Source organism: Streptomyces virginiae (genome assembly GCF_000720455.1).
GTDB classification, from domain to species: Bacteria; Actinomycetota; Actinomycetes; order Streptomycetales; family Streptomycetaceae; genus Streptomyces; species Streptomyces virginiae.
Map to the genome: position 1 here is coordinate 167,333 of NZ_JOAK01000004.1, position 26,462 is coordinate 193,794.

A 26,462-nucleotide genomic window follows, 5' to 3' on the forward strand; every position below is an offset into this window, starting at 1 on the left:
GGGGCGACTAGTGGTATACGCGGCCTGAGACTTGGGTGAACGTCTCGCCACGCGACCGCGCCCCGCCCCAAACCCCTTGCGGGGTGCGGCGGTTAGCGGAGCCTACGCCTCCCCGCCGGCCTTCCGGGTGTGCAGCTGGCGGGCCACCTCGGCGATCGACCCCGACAGCGAGGGGTACACGGTGAACGCGTTTGCGATCTGCTCGACCGTCAGATTGTTGTCGACGGCGATCGAGATCGGGTGGATGAGTTCGCTCGCACGCGGGGAGACGACCACGCCGCCCACCACGATGCCGGTGCCCGGGCGGCAGAACATCTTCACGAAGCCGTCCCTGATGCCCTGCATCTTGGCGCGCGGGTTGCGCAGCAGGGGGAGCTTCACGACACGGGCGTCGATCTTGCCGGCGTCCACGTCCGCCTGGGTGTAGCCGACGGTGGCGATCTCGGGGTCGGTGAAGACGTTCGAGGACACCGTCTTCAGGTTCAGCGGGGCCACCGCGTCGCCGAGGAAGTGGTACATCGCGATGCGCCCCTGCATGGCCGCGACGGACGCGAGCGCGAAGACGCCCGTGACGTCACCGGCCGCGTAGACGCCCGGCGCGGAGGTGCGCGAGACCTTGTCGGTCCAGATGTGCCCGGAGTCCTTGAGCCGGACTCCGGACTCCTCCAGGTTCATGTTCTGCGTGTTCGGGATCGCGCCGACCGCCATCAGGCAGTGGCTGCCGGTCAGCACCCGGCCGTCGGAGAGGGTGACCTCGACCCGGTCGCCGACCCGCTTGGCGGACTCGGCGCGCGAGCGCCCGACGACGTTCATGCCGCGGCGCCGGAAGACGTCCTCCAGGACGGCGGCCGCGTCGGGGTCCTCGCCCGGCAGCACGCGGTCGCGGGAGGACACCAGGGTCACCCGGGAGCCGAGCGCCTGGTACGCGCCGGCGAACTCGGCGCCGGTCACACCGGAGCCGACCACGATGAGCTCCTCGGGGAGCTCCTCCAGGTCGTAGACCTGGGTCCAGTTCAGGATGCGCTCGCCGTCGGGCTGGGCGTCGGGGATCTCGCGCGGGGTGCCGCCGGTGGCGATGAGGACGGCGTCGGCCGTCAGGATCGTCTCGGTGCCGTCGGCGGCGGTGACGATGACGTCCCGGGTGCCGTCGATGCCCTGCGGGCCGCCCAGCTTGCCGCGGCCGCGCATGACCTTGGCGCCGGCCCGCGTGACGGAGGCGGTGATGTCGTGCGACTGGGCGAGCGCGAGCCGCTTGACACGCCGGTTCACCTTGCCGAGGTCCACGCCGACCACGCGCGCCGCCTGCTCGATGTGCGGGGTGTCGTCGGCGACGATGATCCCCAGCTCCTCGTAGGAGGAGTCGAAGGTGGTCATCACCTCGGCGGTCGCGATCAGGGTCTTGGAAGGTACGCAGTCGGTGAGGACCGAGGCCCCGCCCAGGCCGTCGCAGTCCACGACGGTCACCTCCGCGCCGAGCTGGGCGCCGACCAGCGCTGCCTCATACCCGCCGGGTCCGCCGCCGATGATCACGATCCGGGTCACGAAAAGTCCGCCTCACGTCTACCCGGCCGGCTGCCGCCCCGGCCGGCGTCCGGGGGGTCCTCCCCGGGGGATGCATTCCGTGCTCCATTGTCCCGCACGCTTCAAGGTGCTTCGCGCCCGGTCCCCGCCGGGGACTCCGTCCGGGTGTACCCCCGCCTGGCACACCTCCACGGCCACCCCTCCCGTACCCTCGACCTCATGTCGCTCTACGCCGCGTACGCCGGCAACCTCGACCCGCGGCTGATGACGCGCCGCGCTCCCCATTCGCCGCTGCGCGGCACGGGCTGGATCAACGACTGGCGGCTGACCTTCGGCGGCGAGCAGATGGGCTGGGAGGGCTCCCTCGCCACGATCGTCGAGGCGCCGCGCCACCAGGTCTTCGTCGCCCTGTACGACATCGCCCCGCTGGACGAGGACTCGATGGACCGCTGGGAGGGCGTCGGGCTCGACATCTACCGGCGCATGCGGATCCGGGTGCACACGCTGGACGGCGAGGAGGCCGCCTGGTGCTACGTGCTCAACGGCTACGAGGGCGGCCTGCCCTCGGCGCGCTACCTGGGCGAGATCGCCGACGCGGCCGAGTCCGCGGGCGCCCCGCACGACTACGTGATGGAGCTGCGCAAGCGCCCCTGCTGACCCCGGCGCGGGGCTCCCGCGGCCGACGCCCGCCGGTCACCGCAGGTCACGGTGGGTCACGGCGGACATTTGGTCGGAAACGACAAGACAACGATCCGAGCATGGTGAGCTGTGCCATCTACGCGCGTAGGCAATGAGCGGCTACGCTCGTCTGCGTGAACGCATCTGTTACCGATCCCACCGCCGCCGCCGACGCCGCAGCCGCCCGCCTGCGGGAGCTCACCGGTGCCGAGACCCACGATGTCGCCCTCGTCATGGGCTCCGGCTGGGCCCCGGCCGCCGAGGCCCTGGGCGCCCCCGAGGCCGAGTTCCTCGTCACCGAGCTGCCCGGGTTCCCCCCGGCCGCCGTCGAAGGACACGGCGGCAAGGTCCGCTCGTACAAGATCGGCGACAAGCGCGCGCTGGTCTTCCTCGGCCGCACCCACTACTACGAGGGCCGTGGCGTCGCCGCCGTCGCCCACGGTGTCCGCACCGCCGTCGCCGCGGGCTGCAAGACCGTCGTGCTGACCAACGGCTGCGGTGGTCTGCGCGAGGGCATGCAGCCCGGCCAGCCGGTCCTGATCAGCGACCACATCAACATGACGGCCACCTCGCCGATCATCGGCGCGAACTTCGTGGACCTGACGAACCTGTACTCGCCCGAGCTGCGCGCGCTGTGCAAGGAGATCGACCCCTCCCTGGAGGAGGGCGTCTACGTCCAGTTCCCCGGCCCGCACTACGAGACCCCGGCCGAGATCAACATGATCCGCGTGATGGGCGCCGACCTCGTCGGCATGTCCACCGTGCTGGAGGCCATCGCCGCCCGTGAGGCCGGCGCCGAGGTGCTCGGCATCTCCCTGGTCACGAACCTGGCGGCGGGCATCTCCGGCGAGCCGCTGAACCACGAAGAGGTCCTCCAGGCCGGCCGTGACTCGGCCGCGCGCATGGGCAAGCTGCTGACCCAGGTCCTCGCCCGCATCTGAGGCCCCGGGACCGTACGAGAGGTAAGGCGGAAGTAGTGCAGGAACAGGACGACCTGATCACCCGGGCGCAGGCCTGGCTGGCGGAGGACCCCGACCCGGAGACGGCGGCCGAGCTCGCCGGGCTGATCGGGGCCGGCGACACGGCGGAACTGACCGACCGTTTCTCCGGCACCCTCCAGTTCGGCACCGCCGGTCTGCGCGGTGAGATCGGCGCGGGCCCGATGCGGATGAACCGCAGCGTGGTCATCCGGGCCGCGGCGGGCCTCGCGGCCTACCTGAAGGCCCAGGGCCACGCCGGCGGCCTGGTCGTCGTCGGCTACGACGCCCGCTACAAGTCGGCGGACTTCGCCCGCGACACCGCGGCCGTCATGACCGGCGCCGGCCTGCGCGCGGCCGTCCTGCCCCGCCCGCTGCCCACGCCCGTCCTCGCGTACGCCATAAGGCACCTGGGCGCCGTCGCCGGCGTCGAGGTGACCGCGAGCCACAACCCGCCCCGGGACAACGGCTACAAGGTCTACCTCGGCGACGGCTCGCAGATCGTCTCCCCGGCGGACACGGAGATCGCGGCGGAGATCGCCCGCGTCGACACGCTCGCCTCGGTGCCCCGCCCGGAGTCCGGCTGGGAGGACCTCGGCGACGAGGTCCTGGAGGCCTACCTGGCCCGTACCGACGCCGTCCTGACCCCCGGCTCCCCCCGGGGCGTGCGGACCGTCTACACGGCCATGCACGGTGTCGGCAAGGACGTCGTCATGGCGGCCTTCGCCCGGCACGGCTTCCCGGAGCCGGTCCTGGTCGCCGAGCAGGCCGAACCGGACCCGGCCTTCCCGACGGTGGCGTTCCCCAACCCGGAGGAGCCGGGCGCGATGGACCTGGCCTTCGCCAGGGCCGCCGAGGTCCAGCCCGACATCGTGATCGCGAACGACCCCGACGCGGACCGTTGCGCGGTGGCCGTCCCCACCGCGGACGGCTGGCGGATGCTGCGCGGCGACGAGGTCGGCGCGCTGCTCGCGGCGCACCTGGTCCACAAGGGCGCGACCGGCGTCTTCGCCGAGTCCATCGTCTCCTCCAGCCTCCTGGGCCGGATCGCGGAGGCGGCGGGCGTCGGCCACGAGGAGACCCTCACGGGCTTCAAGTGGATCGCCCGCGTCGAGGGCCTGCGCTACGGCTACGAGGAGGCGCTCGGCTACTGCGTGGACCCCGAGGGCGTCCGCGACAAGGACGGCGTGACCGCCGCCCTGCTGGTCGCCGAACTGGCCTCCGAGCTCAAGGAGCAGGGCCGCACGCTGAGCGACCTGCTGGACGACCTGGCGATGGCCCACGGCCTGCACGCCACCGACCAGCTGTCGGTCCGCGTCTCGGACCTGTCGGTGATCGCCTCGGCGATGGCCGCGCTGCGGGCGGAGCCGCCGGTCTCGCTGGCGGGCCTGCGGGTGGTCTCGGCGGAGGACCTGGCGAAGGGCACGGAGTCGCTGCCGCCGACGGACGGCCTGCGGTACTACCTGGACGGCGCGTACAAGGCCCGTGTCATCGCGCGGCCGTCCGGCACGGAGCCGAAGCTGAAGTGCTACCTGGAGGTCGTGGTCCCGGTGGCCGAGGCCTCCGACCTCGCGGCCGCCCGCGTGACCGGCCAGGAAGTCCTGGACGCGGTCAAGAAGGACCTCGCGGCGGCGATGGGCCTCTGACCCGTCGGCACCGGACCGGGTCCGGGGCTCCGGCCCCGCCCGGCCAGGCTCCCGCCCCGTCCGGCGGGGCCTGGCCACCCGCTTCCCCCGGCCCCCTGAGCACCGGCTCGGGGGGCCGTCGGCGTATCCGGGCCGCTGCGCGGAGCTTCTCCCCCGCCCCGCCCTTTCGCCGTTTCCCGGGCTCCGCCCGGACCCGCGGCGCCGGGCTCAGCGTCCGGCGGACGGGGACGCCGTCGGCCGGACGATCTCGCCCAGCGTCGGGACCGACTCCGGACGGGAGCGGACCGCGTCCGTGCACTCCCACGCCCGCGGCGGATCGGCGTCCGGCCCGCCCAGGACCACCGGGCCCGGCCCGGCCGACACCGTCTCGCTGCCCGCCAGGGTGCACACGATCTGTGACAGCGCCACCGGCGGCAGGTCCTCCGGCTTGCGGCTGAGCCGTACCGTGCCCGCCGGGTCGCCCGCCTTCGGGGCGCCCGCCGTCAGCCCGGCCGGGACCCCGGTCGTGAAGCCGGCGTCCCGCTCCTCCGCGCTCGGCGTCCGCTCCAGCGTCTCCAGCAGCGCCTGCGCGGCCTGCGTGACGGGATCCCGTACGGTGCCCTTCTCCGGCATCGCGACCAGTCGCTCCACACCCACCAGCTGCGAACCGCAGACCAGCTCCACCGTGGCCGGGAAGCCCGGCGCGCCGCTCTGCCCGCCCGGCTGCGCCGGGGTGTCGCACGAGACGCGCGACGGCGCCGCGCCCACGTCCACGGGCACGGTCGTCGCCCGGATCCCGCAGCCCGCCGTCGCGAGCAGCGCCATCCCGACGAGCGGGACCAGTACGGCCGGTACCACCGGCAGGGCCCTACGCATCCAGGTCACCACTGATCGCCTTTCCCACGTCCACCGGCAGCCGCAGGGTGAACAGCGCCCCGCCACCCGGCACGTTGGCCGCGGTGATGTCACCGCCGTGGATGTGCGCGTTCTCCACGGCGATCGACAGGCCGAGCCCGCTCCCGTCCGACTTCGGCCGCGACGCGCTCGCCTTGTAGAAGCGGTCGAAGACGTGCGGCAGGACCTCCTCGGGGATGCCCGGCCCGTTGTCCTGGACCGCGATCACCAGCCAGTCACCTTCCACGGTCACCGAGACCCGCACCGGCGATCCGCCGTGCTTGAGCGCGTTGCCGATCAGGTTGGCCAGGATGACGTCGAGGCGGCGCGGGTCGAGCCGCACCGTGATGTCCCGCTCGGCGTCGAGTTCGACCGCGTCGAGCCAGGCCCGGGCGTCGATGCAGGCCGTGACCTGGTCGGCGACGTTGACGTCGTCCAGGACCAGCTTGGCCGTACCCGCGTCGAAACGGGTGACCTCCATCAGGTTCTCGACCAGGATGTTCAGCCGGCGGGTCTCGCTGACCACCAGGCCGACCGCCGGTGCGATCATCGGATCGAGGTCCTCGACCTCTTCCTCCAGCACTTCGGCGACCGCCGTCAGCGCCGTCAGCGGGGTGCGCAGCTCGTGCGACATGTCCGCGACGAAGCGCCGGCTGGCCTCCTCCCGCGCGCTCATGTCGGCGACCTTCTTCTCCAGCGCCTCGGCCGTCTTGTTGAAAGTGTGGGACAGGTCGGCGAGTTCGTCCGTGCCCGACACGTCGAGCCGGTGGTCCAGTTCGCCCTCGCCGAGCCGCCGCGCCGCGTCCCCGAGCCGCTGTACGGGCTTGAGCACGGTACGGGCCGCGGCCTGCGCGAGCAGCGCGGAGCCGAGCAACGCGAGGCCGGTGGCGATGGTCAACGACCAGGCGAGCGCGTTCAGGTCGTCCCGTTCCTGGGCGAGGGACTTGTACATGTAACCGGTCGGCCCGCCGCCCACGATCCGCGTTCCGCCGACCAGGTAGGGGTTGCCGCGCGGCTTCGTCCGCTGCCAGTACACGTGGTATTCGGCATCGTTGGCCGCGGTCGTCTTCTGCCGGTCGTTCACGGCGTTCTGCAGGGACTTCGGCACGTCCGCGAGCCGGAAGTTGTCGGGCCCGGCCGCGCCGTACATCTGACGGTTGTCCTTGCCCTCCTGCACGAGCAGCACGCTGTAGCCGGGGCTGCTGCCCGCCATCAGCTCGGCGGTGCGCTGCAGCTCCTCGGGCGTGGGGTCGGCGGGCAGCGCGGCGGCACGGTTCTGCATCTCCTGCCGGAAGTCGCCGAGGGCGGCCTCCTGGACACGGGTCAGCACGGCCTCGCGGTTGAGCCAGTAGGCGATCCCGGACGCGGACACGGCGGCCGTCAGGGCGACCAGCGCGAAGACCACGAGGAGCCGCAGCCGCAGGCTGGTCCAGCGCCGGCCCGCGAGCAACGACCGGATCACTGCGGGGAGTCCAGGCGGTATCCGACGCCCCGGACCGTACGGATGAGGGTGGGTGAGGAGGGCACGTCCTCGACCTTGGCGCGCAGCCGCTGGACGCAGGCGTCCACGAGCCGCGAGTCGCCGAGGTAGTCGTGCTCCCAGACCAGGCGCAGCAGCTGCTGGCGGGAGAGGGCCTGTCCGGGCCGGCGGCTCAGTTCGAGGAGCAGCCGCAGCTCGGTCGGCGTGAGCTGGAGGTCCTCGCCGTTCTTCGTCACCGTCATGGCGGCCCGGTCGATGACGAGGGAGCCGAAGCTCGCCGAGTCGCTCGACTCGCGTTCGCCGCGGCGCAGCACGGCCCGGATGCGGGCGTCGAGGACCCGCCCCTGGACGGGCTTGACCACGTAGTCGTCGGCTCCGGACTCCAGGCCGACGACCACGTCGATGTCGTCGCTGCGCGCGGTGAGCAGGATGATCGGCAGTTGGTCGGTACGGCGGATCCGCCGGCACACCTCGAAACCGTCGATCCCGGGCAGCATCACGTCCAGCACGATCAGATCCGGCCGCTGCTCGCGGAGCAGTTTGAGGCCGTCCTCGCCCGTCGCCGCGGTGGCCACACGGTGGCCCTGGCGAGACAGGGAGAGTTCGAGGGCCGTGCGGATGGCGTCGTCGTCCTCGATCAGCAACAGGAAAGGCACGGGCTCATTCTGTCCCATAGCCCGTCGGGAGTTCGACCGTCAGGTGGACGAGATCCTGCGGGAGTCCGCCGACGTCCTTCCGATGGTCGCTGTGACAGTGCTGTGACAGTCGACGGACACCCCGGTTAAGTCGGCCGGGCAGTCTTCTTGTCAACGCACAGCGATCCGAAGCAGAGACACTCCACGACGGGGGGCGCGAGATGAACACGCTGCACAGCACCAGCACCAGCGCGGTTGTCACGCGGCTGCACGATGTGAACCGCCGGACGGGTGTCCGTACGGTGGCGGTCGCCCGGCCCCGGCCGGCCCACGTCGTAGCCATTGACGCAAACCAGTACCAGGCGGTTCCCGCCCAGCAGCAGACCCCGTCCTCCACGTCGGAGGCGGAGTTCACGGCGTACGTCCAGGAGCGGCGGGCCGCCCTGTACGCCACGGCCTTCCACCTGACCGGTGACCGTTACGAGGCCGAGGACCTGCTGCAGAGCGCACTGTTCTCCACATACCGCGCCTGGGACCGGATCAGCGACAAGGCGGCGGTCGGCGGGTACCTGCGCCGCACGATGACGAACCTCCACATCAGCGCGTGGCGTCGGCGGAAGCTGAACGAGTACCCGACGGAGGAGCTGCCGGAGACGGCGTCGGACACGGACGCGATGCGCGGTACGGAGCTGCGCGCGGTGCTGTGGCAGGCGCTGACCCGGATCCCGGAGCCGCAGCGCACGATGCTGGTGCTGCGCTACTACGAGGGCCGTACGGACCCGGAGATCGCGGAGATCCTCGGGATCAGCGTCGGCACGGTGAAGTCGAGCATCTGGCGCTCGCTGCGGCGCCTGCGGGAGGACGAGTCGCTGAGCTTCGGCCGCGACGAGGCGGAGTCCTTCGAGGAGCTGGTCGCGTAACGCGACCCACATGGACCATCGGGCCGGGGGGCCCGTCCTGCGGGGGTGGGACGGGGGCCGTTGGGGGGAGAAGAGGCGGGATCAAGGGGCCGGGGGTCCGCCTGATCCCGCCTTTTCACGTCCGCGGGTCAGCAGTTCACGGGGCCGCTCTCGGCGATCAGGCCGGGGTCGTCGTGCGGTGGCGGCCCGCGGCGGCCGCGGCCAGGCGGCCCAGGGCCTCGTCGCGGCCGCAGGCGTGTGCGCCGAGGGCGACGTGGCGGGCGACGATGCCGCGTTCGGCGCGCATCAGCCGCAGACCCCTGCGCAGCAGGAACGGCACGGACTTGCGGCCCTCGCGCAGATCGCGGGCCAGCCGGCGGCGGAAGGTCGTCGAGGGGCGGCCGCGCAGGCAGATGGCGTCGGCGAGGAGGCCGAGTTCCTGACAGCGGGCGGCGACGTCCGCGGCGAAGATGCCCTCCGCGATGAACAGCGGGGTGCGCGCGATGTCGAGGGTGTCCCAGCCGGTGCGGGAGCTGGTGGAGATGTCGTACACCGGCACGTCCGTGCGTCCCGACGCGCACAGTTCGGCGATCGCGGCGACGGCGGTGTCGGCGTCCCACGAGAGCGGGGAGTCCCAGTCGATGTCGGAGCTGCCCTCCACCAGCGGGAGGGTGGGGTCCTCGCACTCCTTGTAGAAGTCGTCGAGGCGCAGCACGGGGAGCCCGGAGCGGGCGGCCAGGGAGGATTTGCCGGAGCCCGACGGACCGGTCAGCAGGACGACCCGGGTCGGCGAAGGAGAGGAAGAGCTCACGGGACACCAGTCTGAACCATTCCCCCGGGTAGGGGATCCTCCCGGTGACCGGTTGGTGTCCAGGAACACACCTCCACTACGCTGCGTGCGCACGCGACTACGACCACAGGCGGGATCCTCATGGCACGTCACGCAGCCCCTTCGGCACCGAACCGGCTCCGCAGCGCGGGTCTGACCCTCTCCATGGCCGGCGCCGCGCTGGCGATGGCGGCGGGGGGTGCGCAGGCCGGTGAGCTGGACGTTCCGGCGGCCCTGGCGGGGGTCACGGACCCGATCGCGAACCTCAAGGTGAACCCGCTGGCCCACACCGGTGTGGACCCGCTGGACAACGGGGTCGCCACCAAGGTCGCGGACTTCCCGGCGGTGGGCACGACAGCGGTCACGGGGATCCTCACCCAGGGCCCGTCGGTCGGCGAACTCCCCACGGCGGCGGTCTCGTCCCTCCTGGGCCCCCTGGCCCCCCGCTGAGCCCCGGCGAGTGAGCCGAAGGCGGCGCGCCGGCGAAGGCGGGCGAGCGCCCGGAGGAACCGTGAGGAACGAGCGGTTTCGAGGACGTACGCCCGCCTGGAGCCGGCAGCAGCGCCGCCGGAGGCGAACCGAGCCCGGGAAAAGGGGAGGACGAGCGGTTTCGAGGACGCACGCCCGCCTGGAGCCGGCAGCAGCGCCGCCGGAGGCGAACCGAGCCCCAAAAAACGCGAGAGGCCCCGGCAGCGCGGGGGACGCTGCCGGGGCCGGTCTCGTAGGGGGCGCGTCTAGTAGGACGAGCCGCCCGCGCCCAGCGACCCGGTGGGGTGCCAGACGGTCTTGGTCTCCAGGAACGCCGTCATGCGCGACGTGCCCGGGTCGGCGTTCCAGTCGTCCACAGGCTGTGGACGCAGGACGCGCTTGAGGTTGTCGGCCGCGGCGATCTCCAGCTCCTTGGCCAGGACGGGGCCGGCGCCGGCCAGGTCGATCGCGTTGACGTCCTGGTGGGAGGCCAGGTGCGGGCCCATCTCGTCGGCCTTGCCGGACAGGATGTTGACCACGCCGCCGGGCAGGTCGGAGGTGGCGAGCACCTCGCCCAGGGAGAGGGCGGGCAGCGGGGACTTCTCGCTGGCGATGACGACGGCGGTGTTGCCCGTCGCGATCACCGGGGCGATCACGCAGACCAGGCCCAGGAACGAGGAGTCCTGCGGGGCGACGACCGTGACGACACCGGTCGGCTCCGGGGTGGAGAGGTTGAAGAACGGGCCCGCGACCGGGTTGGCCCCGCCCACGAGCTGGCCGATCTTGTCGGTCCAGCCCGCGTACCAGACCCATCGGTCGATGGCGGCGTCGACGACGGCGGCCGCCTTCGACTTGGACAGGCCCTCGGCCTCGCCGACCTCGCGGACGAACTGCTCGCGGCGGCCCTCCAGCATCTCGGCGATGCGGTAGAGGATCTGGCCGCGGTTGTAGGCGGTGGCGCCGGACCAGCCGCCGAAGGCCTTGCGGGCCGCGACGACCGCGTCACGGGCGTCCTTGCGGGAGGACAGCGGGGCGTTGGCCAGCCACTTGCCCTTGGAGTCGCTCACCTCGTACACCCGGCCGCTCTCGGAACGGGGGAACTTGCCCCCGACGTACAGCTTGTAGGTCTTGAAGACGTTCAGACGCACAGAGGACTCAGACATCGAGGTAGGCCTCCAGACCGTGGCGGCCGCCTTCGCGGCCGAAGCCCGATTCCTTGTAGCCGCCGAAGGGCGAGGTCGGGTCGAACTTGTTGAACGTGTTGGCCCACACCACACCGGCGCGGAGCTGGTTCGCGACCGCGAGGATGCGCGAGCCCTTCTCCGTCCAGATGCCGGCGGAGAGCCCGTACTGGCTGTTGTTGGCCTTGGCGACGGCCTCGTCGGGCGTGCGGAAGGTCAGTACGGACAGCACCGGGCCGAAGATCTCGTCGCGGGCGACGGTGTGCGCCTGGGTGACGTTGCTGAAGAGCGTCGGGGCGAACCAGTAGCCGGCGGACGGCAGCTCGCACGCCGGGGACCAGCGCTCGGCGCCCTCGGCCTCGCCGGTGTCCGCGAGGGCGGTGATCCGGGCGAGCTGCTCGGCGGAGTTGATCGCGCCGATGTCGGTGTTCTTGTCGAGCGGGTCGCCCAGGCGCAGCGTGGAGAGGCGGCGCTTGAGGGAGTCCAGCAGCTCGTCGTGGATCGACTCCTGGACGAGGAGGCGGGAGCCCGCGCAGCAGACCTGGCCCTGGTTGAAGAAGATGCCGTTGACGATGCCTTCGACGGCCTGGTCGATGGGGGCGTCGTCGAAGACGATGTTGGCGCCCTTGCCGCCCAGCTCCAGGGTGACCTTCTTGTCGGTGCCGGCGATCGAGCGGGCGATGGCCTTGCCGACCGCGGTGGAGCCGGTGAAGGCGACCTTGTTGACGTCCGGGTGCTCGACGAGGGCCGCGCCCGCGTCGCCGTATCCGGTGAGGATGTTGACGACGCCCTTGGGCAGGCCCGCCTGGCGGCAGATGTCCGCGAAGAAGAGCGCGGAGAGCGGGGTGGTCTCGGCGGGCTTCAGGACGACCGTGTTGCCGGTGGCGAGCGCCGGGGCGATCTTCCAGGCGAGCATCAGCAGCGGGAAGTTCCACGGGATGACCTGGCCGGCGACGCCGAGCGGGCGCGGGTTCGCGCCGTAGCCCGCGTGGTCGAGCTTGTCGGCCCAGCCCGCGTAGTAGAAGAAGTGCGCGGCGACCAGCGGGAGGTCCGCGTCGCGGGTCTCCTTGATCGGCTTGCCGTTGTCCAGGGTCTCCAGGACGGCGAGCTCGCGGCTGCGCTCCTGGATGATCCGGGCGATGCGGAAGAGGTACTTGGCCCGCTCGGAGCCCGGCAGCGCGGACCACTTCTCGAAGGCCTTGCGGGCGGCCTTGACGGCGCGGTCCACGTCGGCGGCGCCGGCCTGGGCGACCTCGGACAGGACCTCCTCGCTGCTGGGCGAGACGGTCTTGAAGACCTTGCCGTCGGCGGCGTCGGTGAACTCGCCGTCGATGAAGAGCCCGTAGGAGGGGGCGATGTCGACGACCGAGCGGGACTCGGGAGCCGGTGCGTACTCGAAGAGGGATGCCATGGTGATCAGTCCACCGTCACGTAGTCGGGACCGGAGTAACGGCCGGTGCTCAGCTTCTGGCGCTGCATCAGCAGGTCGTTGAGCAGGCTGGAGGCGCCGAAGCGGAACCAGGTGTTGCTCAGCCAGTCCTCGCCCACGGTCTCGTTGACCAGGACCAGGAACTTGATCGCGTCCTTGGTGGTGCGGATGCCGCCGGCCGGCTTCACGCCGATCTGGATTCCAGTCTGCGCCTTGAAGTCGCGGACGGCTTCGAGCATGAGCAGGGTGTTGGCGGGGGTGGCGTTCACGCCCACCTTGCCGGTCGACGTCTTGATGAAGTCGGCGCCCGCGAGCATGCCGATCCAGGAGGCGCGGCGGATGTTGTCGTAGGTCGACAGTTCGCCGGTCTCGAAGATGACCTTCAGGCGGGCGGCGCTGCCGTCGGGGCGGACGCAGGCCTCCTTGACGGCCTTGATCAGCTCGTACGTCTCCAGGTAGCGGCCGGCGAGGAAGGCGCCACGGTCGATGACCATGTCGATCTCGTCGGCGCCGGCGGCGACGGCGTCGCGGGTGTCCGCGAGCTTGACGGGCAGGGCGGCGCGGCCGGCCGGGAAGGCGGTGGCGACGGAGGCGACCTTGACGTCGGCGCCGTTCAGCGCGGCCTTGGCGGTGGCCACCATGTCGGGGTAGACGCAGACGGCGGCCGTCATCGGGGTCGTGCGGTCGGTCGGATCGGGGTTGACGGCCTTGGCGGAGAGCGCCCGGACCTTGCCCGGGGTGTCCGCGCCTTCCAGCGTCGTCAGGTCGATCATCGAGATGGCCAGGTCGATGGCGTACGCCTTGGCCGTCGTCTTGATCGAACGGGTGCCGAGGGAGGCCGCGCGGGCCTCCAGGCCGACAGCGTCGACGCCGGGCAGCCCGTGCAGGAAGCGGCGCAGCGCACTGTCGGACGTCGTCACGTCAGCGAATGCGGTGAGGGTGGTGGGCATGGTCACCAGATGAGCATATCTACGCGCGTAGCGACCTGTCACCCCCCTCGCCCGGTTCTGGCCGATCCGCTATGGAATCGACACCTCCACACCGACACCCGTTTGCCCGTTACGCGACCATGACAGGAGGCGGATCGTCCGCCCGCACAAGATCCATAGATTTGTCCCCAGCAGCCCGCCACACCTGACCCGGTGAACCAGACCGAACAGAGACAACGCGGCATGCGGCTCTCCTCCGCTCTCCTCATCGACGCTTCAAGGAGTCGTTATGCGTACCGCCCTCCGCACCTCCCTCGTCACCGTCGCCCTCGCCGGCGCGATGCTCGTCCCGGCCGCGGGCGCCGCGTTCGCTGCGCCCGCCACGGCCCCGCAGTCCGCCTCGGCCCCGGCCTCGGACAACAGCCGCTACGAGGGCGAGCCCGTCTACATCGGGGAGGGCCTGGTCGCGGTGCTGCGCAACAAGGCGGAGGGCCCCGAGGCGTGGATCCGCGAGGTCGGCCCCCACTGGAAGCCGGGCGACGACTACATGGTCCGCGTCGTGACGAAGCTGGACCGGACCCTGCCCCACGACAAGGCCAAGGGCCTCGACCTCGAACTCACCAAGGCCGCGAGCGCCCGTCCCGTCCTCGTCGTCACCGCCGCGGACGGCAGCGCCAAGTCCTACCCGCTGCCGGCGGGCGAGGCCAGCACGGACTGCCGGGTCGGTCCGGTGGGGCAGGAGATAGGCGCGGGCATGTCGGCCGAGCTGTACCTCTCCGAGCTGGGCCCGAAGGTGCTGCTCTTCGAGGCCGGCGACGGCGGCCGCGGCTTCGCCCAGCTGGACCGCACCCACCCCTCGCTGCCCGAGTCCGCCGGCTTCATCGCCCGGATCGTGAACCCGAGCGGCGCCAAGCCCGTCTTCGAGTGGAAGACGCAGGGCGGCAACGACACGGTCGGCCGGGTCGCGTTCCCCGCCTTCCCCGAGGGGTGCAAGCCGAGCTACGCGTTCAGCGACGACAAGCCGGTGACGAAGCCCACCACCCCCGCCTCCACCCCCGCTCCGGTGAAGCCGCAGACCGCGGGCCAGACGGCGGTGGTCCCGAAGGGCCCGGTCGCCGCGGGCGTCGAACTCCCGGTCGAGACCGCCGCGGACACCGTCGACACCGCCACCATGACGGCCGGCGCCGCCCTGGTCGCCGCCTTCGGCGCGCTGGCCGCCAGCGTGGTCCTGCGCCGCCGCCGCGCCACCCGCGACTGACGCCCCCGTCCCTGACCCCCTGCCCTCCTCCGGCGGGCCACCGATGCGGTGGCCCGCCGCTCCCGGAGCACTCCATGGCCCACCGCGTCCGCCCGCTGCTCGCCGCCGTCCTCCTGGCCGCCGCCCTGACCGGCTGCGGCGCGGCCACCGCCGGCGCGCCCGCGCCCGGGGCGGCCTCCCCCTCCGCCGCCCCGCCCGCCGTCACGCCCACCACCGCCCCCGCGACCCACGCCCCGGCCGCCCCGCTGCCCGCGTCCGAGCCCGTTCGCGTGAGGATCCCCGCAGCCGGTGTGGACGCCTCACCGGTGCTGAAACTGGGGCTGGCCGCCGACGGCACCGTCGAGGTGCCCTCCGTGGCCGACGGGGACAAGATCGGCTGGTACACGAAGGGCGTCACGCCCGGTGAGACCGGACCCGCCGTGCTGATCGGCCACTTCGACACCGCCCGCGGCCCGGCCGTGCTCAAGGACGTCTCGCGGGTCCGCACCGGCGAGGAGATCACGGTCTCCCGCGCCGACGGCAGCACCGCCGTCTTCCGCGTCCGCGAGCTGGAGCAGGTCGCCAAGGACCGCTTCCCGACCGCCAAGGTGTACGGCGACACCCCCCGCCCGGAGCTGCGCGTCATCACCTGCGGCGGCGAGATCACGGACGGCCACCGCCCCGACAACATCATCCTGTACGCCGATCTCGTGGGCTGATACGCCCGGGCGGCGCAGTGGGGCAGAATCGACCCCATGAGCAGCCAGCAGCCGACCGATGAACCGGTCTACGACGACCGGGTCTACCGCTCCTCCATGGGCGTCGTCTCGGGGGTGCTGCTGCTCGCGCTGACGGCGTGGCTCTGCGGGGACGCGGTGGTCCGCGGCTCGGGGAACACCCCCTGGATCGCGCTGGCGGTGGCGCTGTGCGTCGTACCGCTGATCGTGGCGTTCACGATCCGCCCGGCCGTCTTCGCCAACGACGACCGGATGCGCGTGCGCAACCCCTTCCGGATCATCGAGCTGCCGTGGGCCGCCGTGGACGCCGTGCGCTCCGGTTACTCGGCGGAGGTGCTGGCCGAGGGTTCGAAGTACCAGCTGTGGTCCGTGCCCGTCTCGCTACGCGAGCGGAAGAAGGCCAACCGCCAGCGCCTTCGCCACGAGGGGCTCCGCGACCGGGAGGAGCGGTCCCCCGGGCGGTCCCCCGGCGAGAAGGCCCGGGTCCAGGCCGAGCCGATGCGGGCCAGCGCGGACCGCATCGTCGACGAGCTCCAGCGGATGGCCGAGCGCGGGGCCGAGCGGGCGGGTGCCCAGGGCAGCGTGCGCGTGCAGTGGTCGTACGAGATCATCGCGCCCGCGGTGGCCGGCGCACTGCTGCTGATCGTCCTGTTCGCCACCCGCTGAGCGGCCGGACGGCCCCTGGACGGTTCGTGCCCGCCGCCACACCAGCGAGGCGGAACCGGGGCTACCAGGTGATGCGTCCTCGCAGGTGTGCAGCGTATTGAGGCCGACGGCAGCACCGCCGGCGCCACCGCGATCCCCCTCCGTCTCCGACTCCTGGCCGGGGTCCTGCTCGCCGCCCATCTCCTGGTCGTCGGCTGGCTGACCCTGCGGCCCCTCGACGTCCCCTGGGCCGCCGCCGGCAATCTGACCCCGCTGGAGGGGATCCGGGCCGACCTCGCCCTGGGGCCGCTGGAGGCCACGCGGCGGATCGGGGAGGGGCTGGCGCTGCTGGCCCCGCTGGGGGTGCTGGTGCCGCTGGTCAGCGGGCGGCTCCGGCTGTCGCGGCTGGCCGCGTGGTCCTCCCTGGTACGGACCGCCGCGGCGGGCGCGCTGGTCTCGCTGAGCATCGAGATGCTCCAGAGCGGGGTCCCGGGCCAGGTCGTCGACGTGGACTCGGTGCTGCTGAACACCCTCGGCGTACTGATCGCGCACGCGGCCGTCGTACCGGCGCTGCGGGCCAGGCTGCGCCGCTCACATGCCGTTTATCAGGGGGACACCCCGAGGATTTCCAGGGTCGGGCTCGGCCCCTGGACCGACGTTCTGTCCGCGGTCCAGCGGGAGTATTGAGTCATCGCAAGAAAGCGATCCCGACGAAGGAGAACCTCATGAGCGCCCTGGTCCGCCCCCGTGACGGCCGTTGGATCGGCGGAGTCTGCGCCGGACTCGCACGGCGTTTCGGAATTTCCGCGAACACGATGCGCGCCGTATTCGCCGTCTCGTGCCTGCTGCCCGGCCCGCAGTTCCTGATCTACATCGCGCTGTGGGTGCTGCTGCCGAACGAGAAGTCCACCTCGACCGCCTGGTAGTGGGGCCGTTCAGCCGGCCTTGCGGACCTTCTCCAGCTGCTTGTCGGTCACTTCCTGCGGCACCTGGGTCTTCTGCTGGGCCGCCGCCACGTTGAGGGCCATCAGCCGTACGACGGTGTCCCCCTGGCGTACGACGACCAGGTGGACCTGCGCCGAGACGCCCTGGCCGGCCGCGGTCGTGGTCCAGCTGACGCTCTCGTCGCCGCTCGTGCGGTAGTCGGCGGCGCGGACCTCGCGGTAGCTGCCGGTCTGCTTGTCGACCGTGGCGGAGAAGCCCGTACCGCAGGCGGCGACGGCGGCCTTGAGCCGGGAGATCAGTGCCTTGGCGTCGCTCTCGGAGTAGGAGCTGACGGACGCGGAGACCGCGAGCCCCATCTGCTTCTGGGATCCGATGCCCCGGTTGACGGTCTCGCGCGCGGCGGGGTCCGGCTTGTCGCCCATGATGTCGGCCAACGGCTGGCAGGCCTTCTTGTCGGCCTGCGGCTGACCGTCCGGGGCGTTGGGGTTCTTCCCCTGGGCGGAGATCTGGTAGCCGGGCAGGTCGCCCTGGGCGAGCGCGGACCGTTCCAGCTTGGTGCCGCCGGTCTTCGGGGAGGCGGATCCCGCCGGGTCCGGGGACGCCGCGGGGGCGCCGGGCGCGCCGGCGGCGCTGCCCTCGGAGCCCTTGGGGTCGGGGGACCTGCCCGTCGCGGGGGCGTTCGTACTGCTGCAGCCCACCGCCGCGAGGAGCAGTGCGGGGACCAGCGCGACCAGCGTCGCTCGTGCATTGATGCGCATGACCGAGAACCTCATACCCAGTGCGTCGGCGGGCAGTTGGTGGTGATCGTGGCACACCGCACGGCGGCACACACACCTCGTCGAAGAGGCGTGCGACCGCCGTGCGTGCGTTCGTCCGTGTCGCGTCGGCGTCAGCCGTTGAGGGCGCCGGTGACCGGGCCCAGCAGGCCGGTGACCGCGGCGGTGGGGTCGCTCGGCTGTCCTTCTTCGTGCTTCATCTGCTGCTGGCTGGTGACGCCCTCGAGCGCGCCGGTGGCGGTGCCCAGCGCATCGGTGATGCCGATGGCGGGGACGGCGGCGGAGGCGGTACCGGCGGCGACGGCGGCGAGGGCGGCACCGACGGCGGCGGCACCGAGGAACTTGGCAGCTGACTGCTTCATGAAAGGTATTCCTTGCGACGGGGAATTGAGCGGCTCCGCAAACTAGTCACTTCAAACCCTCGCCCGCAAACATCCTTTAATACGAGAAAGCGCCCGGAAATTGCCTCTCCCGGGCGCTTTCAGTACGTCATGCCATGGCCTATGCCGAGACGGAACCGCTGGTGGAAGCGGTCTGACGGAACAGCCACTCCGACTTCAGCTCCGCATAGCCGGGCTTGATGACCTCGTTGATCATGGCCAGTCGTTCATCGAAAGGAATGAACGCGGACTTCATCGCATTGACGGTGAACCACTGCATGTCGTCGAGGGTGTAGCCGAAGGTGTCCACCAGGTGCTCGAACTCGCGGCTCATGCTGGTGCCGCTCATCAGGCGGTTGTCGGTGTTGACCGTGAGCCTGAAGTGCAGCTTCCGCAGCAGACCGATCGGGTGCTCGGCGTACGAGGCGGCCGCGGCCGTCTGCAGGTTCGAGGTCGGGCACATCTCCAGGGGGATGCGCTTGTCCCGGACGTAGCTGGCCAGGCGGCCCAGCGTGACCGAGCCGTCCTCGGCGACCTCGATGTCGTCGATGATCTTCACGCCGTGGCCGAGGCGGTCGGCGCCGCACCACTGCAGGGCCTGCCAGATCGACGGCAGGCCGAAGGCCTCACCGGCGTGGATCGTGAAGTGGTTGTTCTCGCGCTTGAGGTACTCGAAGGCGTCGAGGTGGCGGGTGGGAGGGAACCCGGCCTCGGCGCCGGCGATGTCGAAGCCGACCACGCCGTTGTCGCGGTAGCGGTTGGCCAGCTCGGCGATCTCCAGGGCGCGGGCCGCGTGACGCATCGCGGTCAGCAGGGCGCCGACGCGGATGCGGTGGCCGTTGGCCTTGGCGCGGCGCTCGCCCTCGCGGAAGCCGTCGTTCACGGCCTCGACGACCTCTTCGAGGGTCAGGCCGGCTTCGAGGTGCTGCTCGGGGGCGTAGCGGATCTCGGCGTACACGACGCCGTCCTCGGCCAGGTCCTCGGCGCACTCGGCGGCGACGCGGAAGAGGGCCGCCTTCGTCTGCATGACCGCGCAGGTGTGGGCGAACGTCTCCAGGTAGCGCGGGAGGGAGCCGGAGTCGGCGGCCTCGCGGAACCAGATGCCGAGCTTGTCGGCGTCGGTCTCGGGGAGGTTCTCGTAACCGACCTCGCGGGCCAGCTCGATGATGGTCCCGGGACGCAGTCCACCGTCGAGGTGATCGTGCAGGAGCACCTTCGGGGAACGACGGATCTGATCCGGGGTCGGCAGGTTGGGGGTCTCGCTCGTCATCTGCGCACTCTACTCCTACGCGCGTAGAGCGTCGTGTCCCCGCCGGGCGTCGATATGTAACAGAGACCGCGCGGACGGATGGCGTACACCCGAAGGTCTGAGACTGTTCCGCCATGGCACAGCATGCGCCGCCGGCGCGCGGGGCCCGCCTGGGGCGGGCGGCCGGCGCGAGAACCGGCTCGGTTCCGACGGAAAGCCCGGTCAACGGGGTGGTGCTCCTGCTTCCCGGGGCGTCCAGACTCTCCCCCGGCCCCATGCGGCCGCTGGCGCGGGCGCTGGCCCGGGCGGGCGGAGCTGACGGGCTGGTCACGCACGCCGTCATCCACGGCGGGGAGTCCTCGCGGGCGGAACAGGCGCGGTGGGCGGCCGACGAGGCGGTGCGGCGGTACGGGGACGTGCCGGTGTGCCTGGCCGGCTACGACGCGGGAGGGCTGGCAGCGCTGCGGGCGGCGGGGCACGGGGCCGTCAACTCGGTTCTGGCACTGGCCCCTTGTTTAGAGGACGGGACGCCCGCCGGCTCCCCTGAACCGGTGAAACACCTGTCGGGACGGCAGGTGCTGATCGTGCACGGCACGAACGACGCGCGCAGCGACCCGGAGGTCTCCTTCCGGCTGGCGGAGCGGGCGAAGAAGGCGAACCGCTCGACCTGCCGTTTCGAGGTGCACTCGGACGGACACGGACTGCGCGAGCACCAGGCGGAAGTGGTGGCGCTGGGCGTGGACTTCGTCCTGGGCGCGGTCTTCTCGGGCAGGTACTCGCGCCCCGTCACGGACGCCCTGGCCGCACCGCCGCCGCTGGGCCTGAGGATGCCGCTGGCCTCGGGCTTCGGCAGGTCACTGCGGGGGTGAGGGCGGGTCGGGGGCGCTGCCGCAACGAAGTCCGCGGGGCGGGCCGCGCGGCGTACCGTGAGAAGTGGACTCGGGGTGCCCGCCCCTCCCACCGGAGGCGATCGGCCATGGCAGCGATGGACCGCAGGAACTTCGACGAGCCGGACGAGAGCAGGCCCTTCGTCGGCGGCATGGGCAGGCTGGACCTGGTGGACACGGGGGACGGGGCCGTCGGCCGGGCCGTCTTCGAGCCGGGCTGGAAGTGGTCGGAGCACATCAAGCCGCTGGCCGGGACGGAGAGCTGCCGGGCCGACCACACCGGGTACGTCGTGAGCGGCCGGATGAAGGTCGTCATGGACGACGGGGAGAGCGCCGAGTTCGGTCCGGGCGACTACATGCGGGTGCACCCCGGACACAACGCCTGGGTGGTGGGCGACGAGCCCTGCGTGACGCTGGACTGGACCGGCTTCTCCGACTACGCGAAGCCCACCGGCTGACGGCTGGCGGCCGGGTCCCCCCGTCCCCCCGGGTCTCCCGGCGGTCGCGCCGGGCCGTCCCTGCCCGCCGCTCCGCCCCCTCTCGGTCGGATGGCCCGGACGGCCCGGCGCGATCGTGCTCCCCCTTCACGCCGTGTGACCACTGTGCCTCTTCGGCATGTGCCGAATGGGTCGTCTCAGGCGTCGTCTTGCCGCCTTGCGGGAACACGAGGGGTTTACGAACAGGTCCAGACCGGGACGAATAGCCACATGTCAGCCGAGGGAACCGGAGCGTCCGGGGCGGCGGCCGGGGCAGCCGGTGTGCCCGGGGAGCTGACGCCCGCCGCCCGGCGCCTGTACGCGTACGCCGTCGAGCGGCACGCCTTCGACGCCTGCGAGGCGACGCGGGCCCTCGGCGTGCGCGCGGCCGCCGCGATCACCGAGCTGGCCGCCGCGCACCTGCTCCAGCGGGCGCCGGGCGGCGGACCGGACCGCTGGAGCGCGGTGGCGCCACGGGCGGCCGCGGCCCGCGCCCTGGCCCCGCTGGCCCTGCTCGTCAGGGAGACCCACGACGAGATGGACCGGCTGCGGGGACGGCTGGAGGCGCTCGTACCGGCCTACGAGGCGGGGACCGCGCACCGGGACCTGAGCGGCGCGGGGCGCCTGGAGCTGGTCACGGACCTCGGCGCCGTACGGGGGCTGATCGCGGAGCTGGCGGCGGCGTGCGAGCAGGAGCTGCTGACCTCGCAGCCGGGGGGCGGCCGTCCGCCGGAGACCCTGGAGGAGTCGATCGGGCGGGACGAGTCGCTGCTGGCGCGCGGGGTACGGATGCGGACGATCTACCAGCACACGGCCCGGTACTCGCGGCCCACGGCCGCCTACGTCGAGCGGGTGACGGCGCTGGGCGCGCAGGTACGGACGCTGGGCGACGGGCTGATGCGGATGCTCGTGTTCGACGGGCGCACGGGGCTGATGGCGGTGCCGGACCGCAGCGGGGCGGCGCTGGTGGTGCGGGAGCCGAGCGTCGTGCACTTCATGACCGCGGCCTTCGAGCGTTCGTGGCTGGGGGCGGAGCCGTTCCCGACGTCGGTGAGCCCGGAGGCGGCGCGGTCGATCTCGGACGAGCTGCGCCAGACGATCGTGCGGCTGCTGTCGGAGGGGCTGGAGGACAAGGTGATCGCGCGCCGCCTCGGCATGTCGGAGCGCACGTGCCAGCGCCACATCGCGGAGATCATGCGTGCGGTGGGCGCCAAGTCCCGCTTCCAGGCGGGCTACTTGCTGGGCCCGCCCGCCACGGCGTCGCCCGCCCCGCAGGGTCCGGAGGAGACCCCCTAGGGGTGTCTTGCCGATCAGCAAGGCACCCCCTGGTACGGCCCGCGGTGGCTGTCGTAGTAGGCGCGCAGCCACGGTTCGCGGGCGGCCGGCAGGCGCGCCAGCGTGTGGGCGAAGGCCCGGCCGTGGGGCAGGAAGGACCGCCAGGGGTGGAGCGGCAGCGGATAGTCGTCGCGCAGGACTCCTTCCGGCAGCCCGCCGGTCGCCGGGATCGGCGAGGTCTCCCCGGGGAGGGCGAGGTACGCCCAGACGCCGATGTCCAGGGGCACCACGGGAGCCGTGCCGCCCGGGGGCCGCCACGGGTCACCCGTGAACGGATGGCGCGGGACGAGGAGGACGTCGGGGCCCGGCCGGAGCGGGGGCCTCCCCGGCCCGGCCAGGCCGAGGGTGAGGGTGGGGGGACCGGCGGGCAGGTAGCCGGCGAGGGCGTCGCCGATCAGGTCGGCCAAGGGGCCGGGCAGCGCCACCGGGCGGCCCTCGCAGGCCGCCACCAGGTGTGCGAGCGCCACGGTGACCGAGGCCTCCCAGCGGCGGCTCCACGATCCGTCGGGTTCGACGGGCGCGACGGCGTACGACGCCGGTTCGAGGTCGTCCCAGCCGGGCGGCGGGCCGGCGGGCGGCCCCGTGGGCGCGCGCCGCACGGCGTGGGGCTCCAGCCACACCGCCTGCCACAGTCCGCAGTCGTCCAGCCGGGTCGCGACCGCGCTCCCGCAGGCCGTGCAGGCGAGGTTGGGGCCGTCCCGGCCGTCCACGCCCATGCAGTAGCCGTCGCACTTCTCGGGGATGAAGGCCGTGCCCCGGGAGTCTCCGGGTGCGATGACGACCCTGCCCCGCGCCCCGAACGACACCGAGTACACCGGGGCGTAGATCCCCTGCCGGGCCGCCAGGTCCTCCCCCACCTCGTCCCAGACCCGCCAGGGCGGTCCGGTCGGCAAGGGGTCGACGGCGTACGTCCCCGGCTCCATCAAAGGAGGGTGCAGCTGCTCCCACCCCCCGAAGTAGGTGTGGTCGGGGAGGGCGACCCGGGCCAGCGGCGCCGTCAGTTCCGCACCGCAGCCGGCGCACACGAACACGTCCAAACAAGCTCCCCCTCGACCTGGCGACCCGGCAATTGTCCGGACCGGGCGGTGGCGGGGCCACAGGTTTACGGGCGGGGCCGGGCTCACGCCACGGGGGGTTCCAGGTCCGGGATGAGGCGGCCGCGGCGGGAGATCAGGAAGCGTTTGAACTCGGCGACCGGCGGGGTGTCGGGGTGGCCGTCGAGCCAGGCGACGCCGATCTCCCGGACGGCCCGCGGGGCGGTGACGTTCAGCTCGACCACCCCGGGGCGGGCCACCGCGGGGGGCGGCAGCAGGGCCACGCCGAGGCCGGCGGCGACCAGGCCGCGCAGGGTCTCGGCCTCCTCGCCCTCGAAGGCGACGCGCGGGGTGAACCCGGCCTCCGCGCACAGGTCGTCGGTGATGCGGCGCAGGCCGTAGCCGGCCTCCAGGGTGACGAAGGTTTCCTCCGCGGCCTCGGCGAGGCGGATGCGCTTGCGGCCGGCGAGGCGGTGGTCGTCGGGGACGACCAGCCGCAGCCGCTGTTCGTCGAGGCGTCGGGCGACGAGGTCGGGGGCGTCGGGCAGCGGCGAGGTGAGGCAGAGGTCGAGTTCCCCGGCGCGCAGCTTCTCCAGCATGGCCTCGCCGTAGTTCTGGACCAGGGAGAAGCGCACGCGCGGGTGGTCGGCGCGGAAGGCGCGGATGAGGCCGGGTACGGTCTCGGGGCCGAGGGTGTGGAGGAAGCCGAAGGCGACCTTGCCGTAGGCCGGGTCGGCGTCCTGCTGGACGGACTCGGCGGCGCGGGCGATGCCGTCCAGGGCCTGTTCGGCGGAGGCCAGGAAGGTACGGCCCGCCGTGGTGAGGGCGACGGTGCGGCCCTTGCGGGCGAACAGCGAGACGCCCAGGTCCTGTTCGAGGCGGACCATGGCGCGGGACAGCGTGGACTGCGGTACGCCCAGCTCCTGGGCGGCGCGGGTGACGTGCTCGTGCCGGGCGACCGCGACGAAATGCGCCAGCCGGGGCGCCAGCAGACTTGTCACTGCCATGTCTTCTACGTAACGGTTCGTCGACATCCGCGTTCCTGACCTGGGCTGATGCTGCAGTGGATCGATTATCGCGATTCTGTGCATTGGACGCATGAAAAACACCGGCCTACCGTCGAAGGCATGCCTCCCGTTCATACCGGGGCACCTGTCATCCCGGGTGCCTCCACCGCGTCGTCCCCCGCACCGGAACCCCACTCCCCCGGCCGCCCCGGCCACCGCCGGATGAGCCTCGCGCTCTTCGCCGCCGGACTGGCGACCTTCGCCCTCCTCTACTCCACCCAGGCGCTGCTGCCCGCGATCTCCGACGACCTCGGGGTGACGGCGGGTCAGGCCAGCTGGACCGTGTCCGCGGCGACCGGCGCCCTCGCGCTGTTCGTCCTGCCGCTGAGCGCCCTGTCCGAGCGGTTCGGCCGCACGCGGATGATGACCTGGTCGATGGCGGTCGCCGTCGGCGTGGCACTCCTCATCCCCCTCGCGCCGAACCTGGAGTGGCTGGTGGTGCTGCGCGCCGTGCAGGGTGCGGCGATCGCCGGCATTCCGGCCTCCGCGATGGCGTACCTGGCGGAGGAGGTCCGGCCCAGCGCCCTGGTGGCCGCGATCGGCCTGTTCGTGGCGGGCAACTCCATCGGCGGCATGAGCGGTCGCCTCGTCACCAGCTGGGCGGCGCAGCTGGGGGGCTGGCGGGCGGGCCTGGCGGCCGTCGCCGTGATGGCGCTGGTCTGCGCGGTGACCTTCCTGGTGATGCTGCCGCGCGCACGGTTCTTCCGTCCGGCGTCGCTGAACCCGCGGGCGGTGGGCCGTACCGTGGCCGGCCACCTGCGCGACCCGCTGCTGCTGCGGCTGTACGGGATCGGCGCGCTGTTCATGACGGTCTTCGGCGCGGTCTACACGGTGATCGGCTACCGCCTGGTGGACGAGCCGTTCTCGCTCGGCCAGGGCGTGATCGGGTCGATCTTCCTGATCTACCTGGTCGGTACGGTGTCCTCCGCCGCCGCCGGCCAGCTGGTGGCCCGTACGGGGCGGCGCGGCGCGCTGTACCTGGCTGTGACCACCACGGCGCTGGGGCTGCTGCTGTCGCTGTCGGACTCCCTGGTGACGGTCGTACTGGGGCTGGTCCTGATCACGGCGGGCTTCTTCGCGGGCCACGCGGTGGCCTCGGCCGCGGTGAGCCGGACGGCGAAGACGGGCCGCGCCCAGGCCTCCGCGCTCTACCAGTCGGCGTACTACCTCGGTTCCAGCGCGGGCGGCACCCTCGGCGCCCTCGCCTACCACGAGGCCGGCTGGGCGGCCACGGTCGCCCTCGCGCTGCTCGCGGTGCTCGGCGTCGTGTCGATCACCCTGTACGGGACGCACGCGGCCCGCGCGCAGCGGCGCATACCGGCTTCCGCGGCGGGCGCGCGCTGACGGGACTTCGCTTCCGCCGGAGGCAACCCCTGCTCGTTTTCCGGGCATTCAACACGGAGAACGAAGTGCGGTGAGCAGGGGAGGACCGGATGGGGACGCGAAGGACGCGCGGGCGAGCGGGCCGGCGCACGGCGGTGTGGGGCGGGGCGGCGGCGCTGGCGCTGCCGCTGGTGGTGGTCGCGGGGGGCGGTACGGCAGAGGCCGCCTCCTGCAACCCGGCCACCGGGCCGTACCAGCGGCAGGTCGAGCAGTTCCTGGGGCGGCCCGTGGACGGGAGGCAGTCGGCGGCCGACTGCACCGCCGTCAGGGCGTTCCAGACGAAGCACGCCATCAGCCCGGCCCAGGGCTATGCCGGGCCGCTGACCTGGCAGGTGATGAGCACGATGCTGGCCCAGCGGGCCGCGGGCAGCACCCCGAACAGGGCCGGTGACTGCCCGGTGAACCGGGGGCGGATCGCCTGCGTGGACCTGACGCGGCAGCTGAGCTGGATCCAGGACGGCGCCGCCCTGAAGTACGGCCCCGTCCCGGTGCGCACCGGCAAGGACGGCACGGAGACCCGGACCGGCCTGAAGAAGATCTACCACCGCAGCATCGACCACTGGTCGACGCTCTACAACGTGCCGATGCCGTACGCGCAGTTCTTCGACGGCGGCATCGCCTTCCACTCGACGGCCAAGAGCATGTGGAACCCGCCCGGTTCGGGCGGCTGCGTGAACATGCGGCCCGCCGACGCCAAGGCGTACTGGAACCTGCTGACGAAGGGCGAGGACGTCTACGTGTACGGGCGCAAGCCGGGTACGTAGCG

28 protein-coding genes are annotated in these 26,462 nt (G+C 72.4%); 15 read left to right on the forward strand and 13 right to left on the reverse strand.

Going from position 1 to position 26,462, the window contains the following annotated elements; translation table 11 throughout:
* Positions 1-102: 102 nt before the first annotated feature.
* Entirely contained in the window at positions 103-1,542 is a 1,440-nt protein-coding gene (locus IG86_RS0109075) for an NAD(P)H-quinone dehydrogenase (protein ID WP_030661593.1), read from the reverse strand.
* A 198-nt stretch (positions 1,543-1,740) separates the two neighbouring features.
* Here IG86_RS0109075 and IG86_RS0109080 point away from each other — a divergent pair, with 198 nt between their 5' ends.
* The 3 genes from IG86_RS0109080 to IG86_RS0109090 all read left to right on the forward strand — a co-directional run bounded on the left by IG86_RS0109080 (position 1,741) and on the right by IG86_RS0109090 (position 4,822).
* On the forward strand, positions 1,741-2,178 hold the full coding sequence (locus IG86_RS0109080; RefSeq protein ID WP_030822886.1) for a gamma-glutamylcyclotransferase family protein: 438 nt from the start codon (positions 1,741-1,743) through the stop codon (positions 2,176-2,178).
* Between the two features lie 155 nt (positions 2,179-2,333).
* Positions 2,334-3,140 carry a purine-nucleoside phosphorylase gene (locus IG86_RS0109085; RefSeq protein ID WP_030661588.1) on the forward strand — a complete coding sequence of 269 codons (807 nt, stop codon included), beginning with the start codon at positions 2,334-2,336 and terminating at the stop codon, positions 3,138-3,140.
* Between the two features lie 35 nt (positions 3,141-3,175).
* Positions 3,176-4,822, forward strand: coding sequence for a phospho-sugar mutase (locus IG86_RS0109090; RefSeq protein WP_030896155.1), 1,647 nt, complete (start codon positions 3,176-3,178; stop codon positions 4,820-4,822).
* Positions 4,823-5,029: 207 nt separating this feature from the next.
* Here IG86_RS0109090 and IG86_RS0109095 read toward each other — a convergent pair whose 3' ends face one another.
* From IG86_RS0109095 to afsQ1, 3 genes are read right to left on the reverse strand one after another with little or no spacing between them, the layout of a single operon-like run.
* Entirely contained in the window at positions 5,030-5,677 is a 648-nt protein-coding gene (locus IG86_RS0109095) for a hypothetical protein (RefSeq protein ID WP_045936388.1), read from the reverse strand.
* A complete protein-coding gene (locus IG86_RS0109100) occupies positions 5,670-7,157 on the reverse strand; it encodes a sensor histidine kinase (RefSeq protein ID WP_030822877.1) in 1,488 nt (495 codons plus the stop codon). Before IG86_RS0109100 ends, IG86_RS0109095 begins: the two co-directional genes overlap by 8 nt.
* Positions 7,154-7,831, reverse strand: a complete 678-nt coding sequence (afsQ1, locus tag IG86_RS0109105; protein ID WP_063754818.1) for a two-component system response regulator AfsQ1 — start codon at positions 7,829-7,831, stop codon at positions 7,154-7,156. The genes IG86_RS0109100 and afsQ1 overlap by 4 nt, the downstream gene beginning before the upstream one ends.
* A 200-nt stretch (positions 7,832-8,031) precedes the next feature.
* On the opposite strand from afsQ1, the gene IG86_RS0109110 reads away from it, so the two are divergent.
* On the forward strand, positions 8,032-8,730 hold the full coding sequence (locus tag IG86_RS0109110; protein ID WP_030661574.1) for a SigE family RNA polymerase sigma factor: 699 nt from the start codon (positions 8,032-8,034) through the stop codon (positions 8,728-8,730).
* A 157-nt stretch (positions 8,731-8,887) separates the two neighbouring features.
* Here IG86_RS0109110 and IG86_RS0109115 read toward each other — a convergent pair whose 3' ends face one another.
* Positions 8,888-9,589 carry a uridine kinase family protein gene (locus IG86_RS0109115; protein ID WP_045936377.1) on the reverse strand — a complete coding sequence of 234 codons (702 nt, stop codon included), beginning with the start codon at positions 9,587-9,589 and terminating at the stop codon, positions 8,888-8,890.
* Positions 9,590-9,640: 51 nt separating this feature from the next.
* Here IG86_RS0109115 and IG86_RS0109120 point away from each other — a divergent pair, with 51 nt between their 5' ends.
* A complete protein-coding gene (locus tag IG86_RS0109120) occupies positions 9,641-9,988 on the forward strand; it encodes a hypothetical protein (RefSeq protein WP_030822874.1) in 348 nt (115 codons plus the stop codon).
* A 284-nt stretch (positions 9,989-10,272) separates the two neighbouring features.
* On the opposite strand, the gene IG86_RS0109125 is transcribed toward IG86_RS0109120, so the two are convergent.
* The 3 genes from IG86_RS0109125 to deoC are packed head-to-tail and all read right to left on the reverse strand — an operon-like array spanning position 10,273 to position 13,566.
* The gene (locus IG86_RS0109125) at positions 10,273-11,169 is read right to left on the reverse strand and encodes an aldehyde dehydrogenase family protein (RefSeq protein ID WP_030896163.1); all 897 of its coding nucleotides are present in this window, start codon (positions 11,167-11,169) and stop codon (positions 10,273-10,275) included.
* Positions 11,162-12,598 carry an aldehyde dehydrogenase family protein gene (locus tag IG86_RS0109130; RefSeq protein WP_030661561.1) on the reverse strand — a complete coding sequence of 479 codons (1,437 nt, stop codon included), beginning with the start codon at positions 12,596-12,598 and terminating at the stop codon, positions 11,162-11,164. The genes IG86_RS0109125 and IG86_RS0109130 overlap by 8 nt, the downstream gene beginning before the upstream one ends.
* A 5-nt stretch (positions 12,599-12,603) precedes the next feature.
* Positions 12,604-13,566 carry a deoxyribose-phosphate aldolase gene (deoC, locus tag IG86_RS0109135; RefSeq protein ID WP_030896165.1) on the reverse strand — a complete coding sequence of 321 codons (963 nt, stop codon included), beginning with the start codon at positions 13,564-13,566 and terminating at the stop codon, positions 12,604-12,606.
* A gap of 268 nt (positions 13,567-13,834) precedes the next feature.
* Here deoC and IG86_RS0109140 point away from each other — a divergent pair, with 268 nt between their 5' ends.
* From IG86_RS0109140 to IG86_RS0109160, 5 genes are all read left to right on the forward strand, one after another.
* Positions 13,835-14,803 carry a hypothetical protein gene (locus tag IG86_RS0109140; RefSeq protein WP_030822868.1) on the forward strand — a complete coding sequence of 323 codons (969 nt, stop codon included), beginning with the start codon at positions 13,835-13,837 and terminating at the stop codon, positions 14,801-14,803.
* Between the two features lie 74 nt (positions 14,804-14,877).
* Entirely contained in the window at positions 14,878-15,501 is a 624-nt protein-coding gene (locus IG86_RS0109145; protein WP_030896166.1) for a class F sortase, read from the forward strand.
* A gap of 36 nt (positions 15,502-15,537) precedes the next feature.
* On the forward strand, positions 15,538-16,185 hold the full coding sequence (locus IG86_RS0109150) for a PH domain-containing protein (RefSeq protein ID WP_030822862.1): 648 nt from the start codon (positions 15,538-15,540) through the stop codon (positions 16,183-16,185).
* A 96-nt stretch (positions 16,186-16,281) separates the two neighbouring features.
* A complete protein-coding gene (locus IG86_RS0109155) occupies positions 16,282-16,851 on the forward strand; it encodes a VanZ family protein (protein ID WP_037848419.1) in 570 nt (189 codons plus the stop codon).
* 38 nt (positions 16,852-16,889) lie between these two features.
* Complete coding sequence (locus tag IG86_RS0109160) at positions 16,890-17,090, forward strand: PspC domain-containing protein (RefSeq protein WP_030822856.1); 201 nt, start codon at positions 16,890-16,892, stop codon at positions 17,088-17,090.
* A gap of 9 nt (positions 17,091-17,099) precedes the next feature.
* Here IG86_RS0109160 and IG86_RS0109165 read toward each other — a convergent pair whose 3' ends face one another.
* From IG86_RS0109165 to IG86_RS0109175, 3 genes are all read right to left on the reverse strand, one after another.
* Entirely contained in the window at positions 17,100-17,867 is a 768-nt protein-coding gene (locus IG86_RS0109165; RefSeq protein ID WP_030896172.1) for a hypothetical protein, read from the reverse strand.
* 131 nt (positions 17,868-17,998) lie between these two features.
* Complete coding sequence (locus IG86_RS0109170; RefSeq protein WP_030663834.1) at positions 17,999-18,247, reverse strand: hypothetical protein; 249 nt, start codon at positions 18,245-18,247, stop codon at positions 17,999-18,001.
* Between the two features lie 139 nt (positions 18,248-18,386).
* A complete protein-coding gene (locus tag IG86_RS0109175; RefSeq protein WP_030663837.1) occupies positions 18,387-19,535 on the reverse strand; it encodes an adenosine deaminase in 1,149 nt (382 codons plus the stop codon).
* Between the two features lie 113 nt (positions 19,536-19,648).
* Between IG86_RS0109175 and IG86_RS0109180 the strand changes: the two genes are divergently transcribed.
* From IG86_RS0109180 to IG86_RS0109190, 3 genes are all read left to right on the forward strand, one after another.
* A complete protein-coding gene (locus IG86_RS0109180; protein WP_045936376.1) occupies positions 19,649-20,383 on the forward strand; it encodes an alpha/beta hydrolase in 735 nt (244 codons plus the stop codon).
* Positions 20,384-20,490: 107 nt separating this feature from the next.
* Positions 20,491-20,859, forward strand: a complete 369-nt coding sequence (locus IG86_RS0109185) for a cupin domain-containing protein (protein ID WP_030822845.1) — start codon at positions 20,491-20,493, stop codon at positions 20,857-20,859.
* Positions 20,860-21,108: 249 nt separating this feature from the next.
* The gene (locus IG86_RS0109190) at positions 21,109-22,173 is read left to right on the forward strand and encodes a helix-turn-helix domain-containing protein (RefSeq protein ID WP_030822842.1); all 1,065 of its coding nucleotides are present in this window, start codon (positions 21,109-21,111) and stop codon (positions 22,171-22,173) included.
* A gap of 14 nt (positions 22,174-22,187) precedes the next feature.
* On the opposite strand, the gene IG86_RS0109195 is transcribed toward IG86_RS0109190, so the two are convergent.
* Both IG86_RS0109195 and IG86_RS0109200 read right to left on the reverse strand, forming a co-directional pair.
* Positions 22,188-23,249 carry a hypothetical protein gene (locus tag IG86_RS0109195; RefSeq protein ID WP_030896176.1) on the reverse strand — a complete coding sequence of 354 codons (1,062 nt, stop codon included), beginning with the start codon at positions 23,247-23,249 and terminating at the stop codon, positions 22,188-22,190.
* An 83-nt stretch (positions 23,250-23,332) separates the two neighbouring features.
* Positions 23,333-24,253, reverse strand: a complete 921-nt coding sequence (locus tag IG86_RS0109200) for a LysR family transcriptional regulator (protein WP_037697606.1) — start codon at positions 24,251-24,253, stop codon at positions 23,333-23,335.
* A 120-nt stretch (positions 24,254-24,373) separates the two neighbouring features.
* Between IG86_RS0109200 and IG86_RS0109205 the strand changes: the two genes are divergently transcribed.
* Together IG86_RS0109205 and IG86_RS0109210 are read left to right on the forward strand one after the other, a co-directional pair.
* Positions 24,374-25,657, forward strand: coding sequence for an MFS transporter (locus IG86_RS0109205; protein WP_030896180.1), 1,284 nt, complete (start codon positions 24,374-24,376; stop codon positions 25,655-25,657).
* A gap of 89 nt (positions 25,658-25,746) precedes the next feature.
* Positions 25,747-26,460, forward strand: a complete 714-nt coding sequence (locus tag IG86_RS0109210; protein WP_030822830.1) for a L,D-transpeptidase family protein — start codon at positions 25,747-25,749, stop codon at positions 26,458-26,460.
* The last annotated feature ends 2 nt before the right edge of the window (positions 26,461-26,462 follow it).